The sequence below is a fragment of the Desertihabitans aurantiacus genome (genome assembly GCF_003344635.1).
GTDB lineage: Bacteria > Actinomycetota > Actinomycetes > Propionibacteriales > Propionibacteriaceae > Desertihabitans > Desertihabitans aurantiacus.
The window spans coordinates 1-6,594 of record NZ_QPKK01000216.1; the positions used below are offsets into that span (position 1 = coordinate 1).

4 protein-coding genes are annotated in these 6,594 nt (G+C 74.0%); 3 read left to right on the forward strand and 1 reads right to left on the reverse strand.

Translation table 11 applies throughout. The features are described from left to right. Window positions 1-1,189: sensor histidine kinase (locus tag DVA66_RS15260; protein ID WP_157974039.1), on the reverse strand; the 1,189-nt coding region annotated here is incomplete at its 3' end. A gap of 313 nt (window positions 1,190-1,502) precedes the next feature. Here DVA66_RS15260 and DVA66_RS15265 point away from each other — a divergent pair. The 3 genes from DVA66_RS15265 to DVA66_RS15275 form a co-directional block, all read left to right on the forward strand. Continuing rightward, window positions 1,503-3,287, forward strand: coding sequence for a CocE/NonD family hydrolase (locus DVA66_RS15265; RefSeq protein ID WP_114560854.1), 1,785 nt, complete (start codon window positions 1,503-1,505; stop codon window positions 3,285-3,287). Window positions 3,288-3,425: 138 nt separating this feature from the next. Next, a complete protein-coding gene (locus DVA66_RS15270; RefSeq protein ID WP_114560855.1) occupies window positions 3,426-4,373 on the forward strand; it encodes a DUF5996 family protein in 948 nt (315 codons plus the stop codon). A gap of 80 nt (window positions 4,374-4,453) precedes the next feature. Continuing rightward, window positions 4,454-6,594 (forward strand): FAD-binding and (Fe-S)-binding domain-containing protein (locus tag DVA66_RS15275; RefSeq protein ID WP_198671805.1); only part of this gene is annotated, 2,141 nt, incomplete at its 3' end.

Below are 6,594 nucleotides of genomic sequence, written 5' to 3' on the forward strand. Positions count from 1 at the left end.
CGAGCGGGAAGCGGGCGCGGACCTCGAACCCGCCCTCGGGGTGCGGCCCGGTGCGCACCTGGCCGCCGACCAGGTGGACCCGCTCGTGCATGCCGCGCAGGCCGTGGCCGCGGCCGTCCGTGCCGGCCCGGGCGCCGACGCCGTCGTCGCGGACCACCAGCTCGACCGCCGACGGGGAGGTGCAGTCGAGCAGCACCCGGGCGCGGGCGTCCGGCCCGGCGTGCTTGAGCATGTTGGTCAGCGCCTCCTGCACGACCCGGTAGACCGTCAGCCCGACGGTCTGGCTGACCTGCGGCAACGTGCCGCGGACCTCCAGGGTCGCCCGGTCCGACGTCCGCTGGACCAGGTCGGCCAGGTCGCCCAGCCCGGGGGCGGGCTTCCAGTCGGCGGGGGCGTTGTCGGGGCCGTGCCGCAGCACGCCGACGATCCGACGCATCTCGGTGAGCGCGTCCCGGGAGGTCTCGGCGATGGTGTCGAGGACGTCGCCGGCCAGCTCGGGCTTCTTGGCCGCCAGCGCGCGTCCGCCCTCGGCCTGGACGACGATCACCGACAGCGAGTGGGCGACGATGTCGTGCAGCTCCCGGGCGATCCGGTTGCGCTCGTTCACCTCGGCGGCCCGGGCCCGCTGCTCGCTGGCGGCCAGCTGCATCCGCAGCGTGGTCTCCTCGGCCTGGCGCCGCTCGTCGACCGACCGGATCGACTCGTGCCGGCGGCGTCCGAACACGTAGGCGGCGAGCACGCAGACCAGGCAGGTGAAGGCGTAGACGGCCAGCAGCGACGGCCCGCCGTAGTAGGAGTCGTCGGTGGTCCAGCGGGCCGGGCCGAGGATCGAGCCGATCAGCCCGACGATCACCGACAGTCGGGCAGCCGCGGGCGGTGCCACCCAGCGGGCCACGTTGTAGACCACGAACGGCACCACCACGACGCTGGCCTGGATGTTCGGCAGCAGGAGCTGCACCAGCGCGCCGAAGGTGCTGCCGTAGAGCATCAGCATCGGGTAGTGCCGACGGAACACCAGCGGCAGCGCGATCAGCATCGAGAGCAACCCGGCGCCGAGGCCGAAGCCGACCCCGGTGACGTAGGCGAACAGCACGAACACCAGCGTGATCACGGCGTCACGCGACCACGCGTTCTCCGGTGCCGGCTCCCGTGGGGCCTGCAGCGGGTGGTAGACGCCGAGCTGGCTCACGCCCCTCTCCTGCACCCGCGCCTCCTGAACCGTCCCGGCCGCACGCCGCGGCCACCGGCCCACAGCCTAGGAGCGCCGCCCCGGCCGCCCATGGGGCCGTGGTCCCATCGTCGACGGTCCGGGCCCCGACCCTGGTGGCAGCCGCCCGGTCGGTGAGCGGAACGAGCCAGGGGTCGGACGGTGCGCGGACGCCCTCGACCGTTCCTCTCGGCGGGCGGTGGGCCGGTCGGAGGACCTCCGACCCCTGTCGCGGTGTCGGTGGTCGGGCTTAGCCTGTCGGCACCCCACCACCTCCTCACCCCAGGAGCACCCGATGAACCTCCGTCCCCTGCTGCCGGTGCTGGCCGGCGCGGCGCTGGTCGGCGCCACCCTGGTGCCGGCCCCCGCCACGGCCGCCCCGATCCCCACCCCCGACGACCCCGTCACCTCCGAGGAGAACCCGCGGGTGCCGGAGGGCGCGGCCTGGACCGAGCACTACCTGCCGTCGACCGACGGCGTCGAGCTGCACGCCGACGTGCTGCGCCCGGCCGACCTGCCCGCCGACGCCGAGACGCCGGTGATCCTGTCGGTCGGGCCCTACTTCGCCCACGCCGGCCAGACCGGTGACGACGGCTTCGAGCACACCGGCCCGTCCGAGCGCTTCTTCGACCTCGTCGAGGGCGCGGACCTGATGGCCGAGGGCTACACCTTCGTGATGGTCGACCTGCGCGGCTTCGGCGGCAGCACCGGCTGCCTGGACTGGGTCGGCCCCGGTGAGCAGGCCGACGTCGAGGCGGCTGTGGAATGGGCCGCCAGCCAGCCGTGGTCGAACGGGCGGGTGGGGCTGTACGGCAAGTCCTACGACGCCTCCACCGGGCTGGTCGGGGCCAACCTCGAGCCCGAGGGCCTGGACGCCGTGGTGGCCCAGGAGCCGGTCTGGGACATGTACAACTACCTCTTCTCCAACGGTGTGCGCCGGCCCAACTACCTCGGCACGCCGCGCGCCTACAACTCGATCGCCTCCATCCAGGGGATGGCCGACGACTCCGAGCGGTACCGGGCCAACGCCGCCTACGAGCGGTCGCACCCCGAGTGCTTCGCCGACAACCTCAGCGACACCCAGGACCCCGACGAGGAGTCGGCCTACTGGCAGGCCCGCGACCTGGCCGCCCAGGCCGAGGGCTCTGAGGTGCCGGTCTTCGTCACCCAGGGCTTCATCGAGCCGAACACCAAGCCCGAGGACATGCAGGCCTACCTGGAGAACCACGACGGCGAGCAGCGCGGCTGGCTCGGCCAGTGGGAGCACGTGCGTGGCAACGACCGCGGCCCCGACGGCGTCCTGCGGATGGGGCGTGAGGGCTGGTTCGAGGAGGTGCTGCGCTTCTACGACGAGCACCTCAAGGACGTCGAGCCCGAGGTCGAGGACCCGGCGTTCGTGGTCGAGGACAACACCGGGCAGTGGCGGGCCGAGGACACCTGGCCGGTGGTGACGCGCTCCACCACGGTCCGCCTGCAGCGCGACGACTACGTCGACGACGGCGGCGCGAGCGACGCCCGGCTGGCGGCGGCCGGCGCGGACACGGCGTGGGACATGGAGAACGCCCCCGACCCGGTGGTGCAGAGCCGGGTCGCCCGCGGTCCGCGCAGCACCGAGGACGCCGACGGCTACCAGACCTGGTCGCGCCCGGTCCGCGTCGACACCCGGGTCACCGGCACCCCGCGGGTGCTGCTGGACGTCGAGGGCAGCGGCAACGTGCTGGTGCGGCTGTGGGACGTCGCCCCCGACGGCACCGCGGTGATGTTCGACGAGCAGATGTCGCTGGTCGAGGACGGCTCGGTCGCCTTCGACCTCAAGTCGACCGACTGGACCCTCCGGAAGGGCCACCAGCTCGCCGTCGGCATCGGCACCAACACCTCGTGGTCGTGGGCCGACACCCCGTCGGGGGAGACGATCACCGTCACCCGCGCCCGGCTCGAGCTCGACCTGCAGAACACCGACGACGAGCCCACCGACGGTGCCCGCTCGCCCTACCTCGACGACTACCTGGCCGCCTACACCACCAGCTGGGACGACCGCGCCGACGGCACCTTCACCCTGACGGTCCCGCCCCGCGGCTGACCCGACGGCCCCGGCGCGCCACCACCCGGGCGCGCTGGGGTCGCCCGTCCCGCGGCGTTCCCCGTCCACCAAATGGTTGAACATTCACGTGAATGCTGCGAGGGTGTGGCCGTCCCGCACGGCCGGCCGAGGAGACCCATGACCACCACCGACGTCACGACCACCTCCCCGACCTGGCCCGCGCTGCGGGTCGAGGACTGGACCGCGACCCGCGACACTCTGCACATGTGGACCCAGGTGGTCGGCAAGATCCGCATGGCCCACGCACCGCTGCTCAACCACTGGTGGCAGGTCACGCTGTACGTGAACCCGCGCGGGCTGACCACCGGCAGCATCGCCGCGGGGGAGCGGCTGGTCGACCTCGAGCTCGACTTCGTCGACCACCAGCTGCGGATCCGCACCAGCGACGGCGGCACCCGCAGCGTCCGGCTCGAGCCGAAGTCGGTGGCCCGGTTCCACGCCGAGACGCTGCAGGCGCTGCGCGAGCTGGGCGTCGAGGCCGAGATCTCGGCACTCCCCAACGAGGTGCACCCGGCCATCCCCTTCGCCGAGGACCACGAGCACGCCTCCTACGATCCCGACGCGGTCCAGGCGTTCTGGCGCCAGCTGGTGCAGGCCGACCGGCTGATCAACGAGTTCCGCTCCCACTTCGTCGGCAAGGTCAGCCCCGTGCACTTCTTCTGGGGCTCCTTCGACCTGGCCTGCACCCGCTTCTCCGGCCGGCCCGCCCCCGAGCACCCCGGCGGGGCGCCCAACTGCGGGGACTGGGTGATGGTCGAGGGCTACTCCCGCGAGCTGAGCAGCTGCGGCTTCTGGCCCGGCGGCGGTGAGGAGGGCGCGTTCTACGCCTACGCCTACCCCGAGCCCGCCGGGTTCGCCGAGCACCCGGTGCGCCCGGAGGCCGCCTACTACGACAGCGCGCTGCGCCAGTTCCTGCTGCCCTACGAGGCGGTGCGGACGTCGGCCGACCCGGACCGGACCGTGCTGGACTTCCTGCAGAGCACCTACGAGGCCGCAGCCGACCACGGCGGCTGGGACCGGGTCTCGCTGGAGGACGACCCGACCCGCTGGGACCACGTCCGCTGAGCGGACCCGCCCCAGGACCGGCGCCGGAGCCGGGCTCCTCGGTGCCGCCGGCACGGGTGGGCGCGGTTAGGGTCGGGGTCGTGCGTGCGACGGTGGAGGGGACGGCAGGAGCGGGGACGACGGCGACCCGGGAGACGCTGCTGGCCGAGCTGGCCGGCGCCGTCACCGAACCGGCGCGGATCCGCTCCCGGGCCCTGGACGTCCACGCCCTCGGCCCGGACGCCTCGCACTTCCAGCTCACCCCGCAGGCCGTCGTGGTGGCCCGCGACGCCGCCGAGGTGGGTGCGCTGTTCCGCACCAGCGCCCGCACCGGGGTCCCGGTGACCCTGCGCAGCGGCGGCACCAGCCTGTCCGGGCAGGGCGTCACCGACGGGGTGCTGGTCGACGTCCGCAAGCACTTCACCGACCTCACCGTGCTCGACGGCGGCGCCCGGGTCCGGGTCCAGCCGGGGGTCACGGTCCGTCGGCTCAACGCCCACCTGGCCGCCTACGGGCGCAAGTTCGGCCCCGACCCCGCCAGCGAGATCGCCTGCACCGTCGGCGGCGTCATCGCCGACAACTCCTCCGGCATGGCCTGCGGCACCACCGAGAACAGCTACCGCACCCTGGAGTCGCTGGTGGTGGTGCTGGCCTCGGGCACGGTCGTCGACACCGGCGCCCCGGACGCCGATGCGTTGCTCCGCGCCCGCGAGCCGGAGCTGCACGCCGGCCTGCTGCGGCTGCGCGACCGGGTGCGCGCGAACCCGTCCTCGCTGGCCACCATCGAGCAGCAGTACGCGATGAAGAACACCATGGGCTACGGGCTCAACTCCTTCGTCGACGCCGACACCGTGCCGGAGCTGCTCACCCGGCTGCTGGTCGGCAGCGAGGGCACGCTCGGGTTCGTCGCCGAGGCCACCTTCCGCACGGTCCCGCTGCGCCCGCACGCGGCGTCGGCGCTGCTGGTCTTCGACGACCTCGCCACCGCGAACCGCTCGCTGCCCGCGCTGGTCGGCAGCGGCGCGGCGACGCTGGAGCTGATGGACGCCGTCTCGCTGCGGGTCGGCCAGTCGCTGGCCGAGGTGCCGCCCGAGCTGGCCGCCCTGGACGTCGACCGGCAGGCCGCCCTGCTGCTGGAGTACCAGGCCGACGACCCCGACCAGCTCGCCGCGCTCACCGCCGACGCCGCCCCGGTGCTGGCCGACCTGCCGCTCGCCGGCCCGGCCCCGCTGACCACCGACGCCCGCGCCCGGGCCGGGCTGTGGAAGCTGCGCAAGGGCCTGTTCACCGCGGTCTCCTGGGCGCGTCCCTCGGGCACCACCGCGCTGCTGGAGGACATCGCCGTCCCGGTGCCGGCCCTGGCCGAGACCTGCACCGCGCTGACCGGGCTGTTCGAGGAGTACCGCTACGGCGACTCGGTGATCTTCGGCCACGCCCGCGACGGCAACGTCCACTTCATGATCACCGACCGCTTCGCCGAGCCCGAGCCGCTGCGCCGCTACGCCGCCTTCACCGAGGCGATGGTCGACCTGGTGCTCGGCCACGGCGGCACGCTCAAGGCCGAGCACGGCACCGGACGGGTGATGGCCCCGTTCGTGCGGCGCCAGTTCGGCGACGAGCTGTACGAGGTGATGCGCGAGACCAAGCGGCTGCTCGACCCGGCCGGCACCCTCAACCCCGGGGTCCTGCTCACCGACGACGACGAGGTGCACCTGCGTCACATCAAGGTGACGCCGACGGTGGAGGAGGAGGTCGACCGCTGCGTGGAGTGCGGCTACTGCGAGCCGGTCTGCCCCTCCCGCGACCTCACCACCACCCCGCGGCAGCGGATCGTGGTCCGCCGGGCGCGGGCCCGCGCCCGGGCGGCCGGGGACGAGGAGCTGGTCGCCGAGCTCGACGACCAGTACACCTACGACGCGGTGCAGACCTGCGCGGCCGACGGGATGTGCCAGACCGCCTGCCCGGTTCTCATCAACACCGGCGACCTGGTCAAGCGGCTCCGCGCCGACGACCACCCCGTCCCCGAGCGGGCCGCCTGGCGCACCGCCGCCCGCCACTGGGACACGGTGGGACGCCTCGGCTCGACCGCGCTGTCGGTGGCCGACGCCTCCCCCAGCCCGGTGGTGCGCGGGCTCAACCGGGTGGCCCGGGCCGTCGCCGGCGCGGAGACCGTGCCGCTGTGGTCGCCGGAGCTGCCGGCGGGCGGGACGGCCCGCAGCACGGTGGCCGGCGAGCTCGCCCG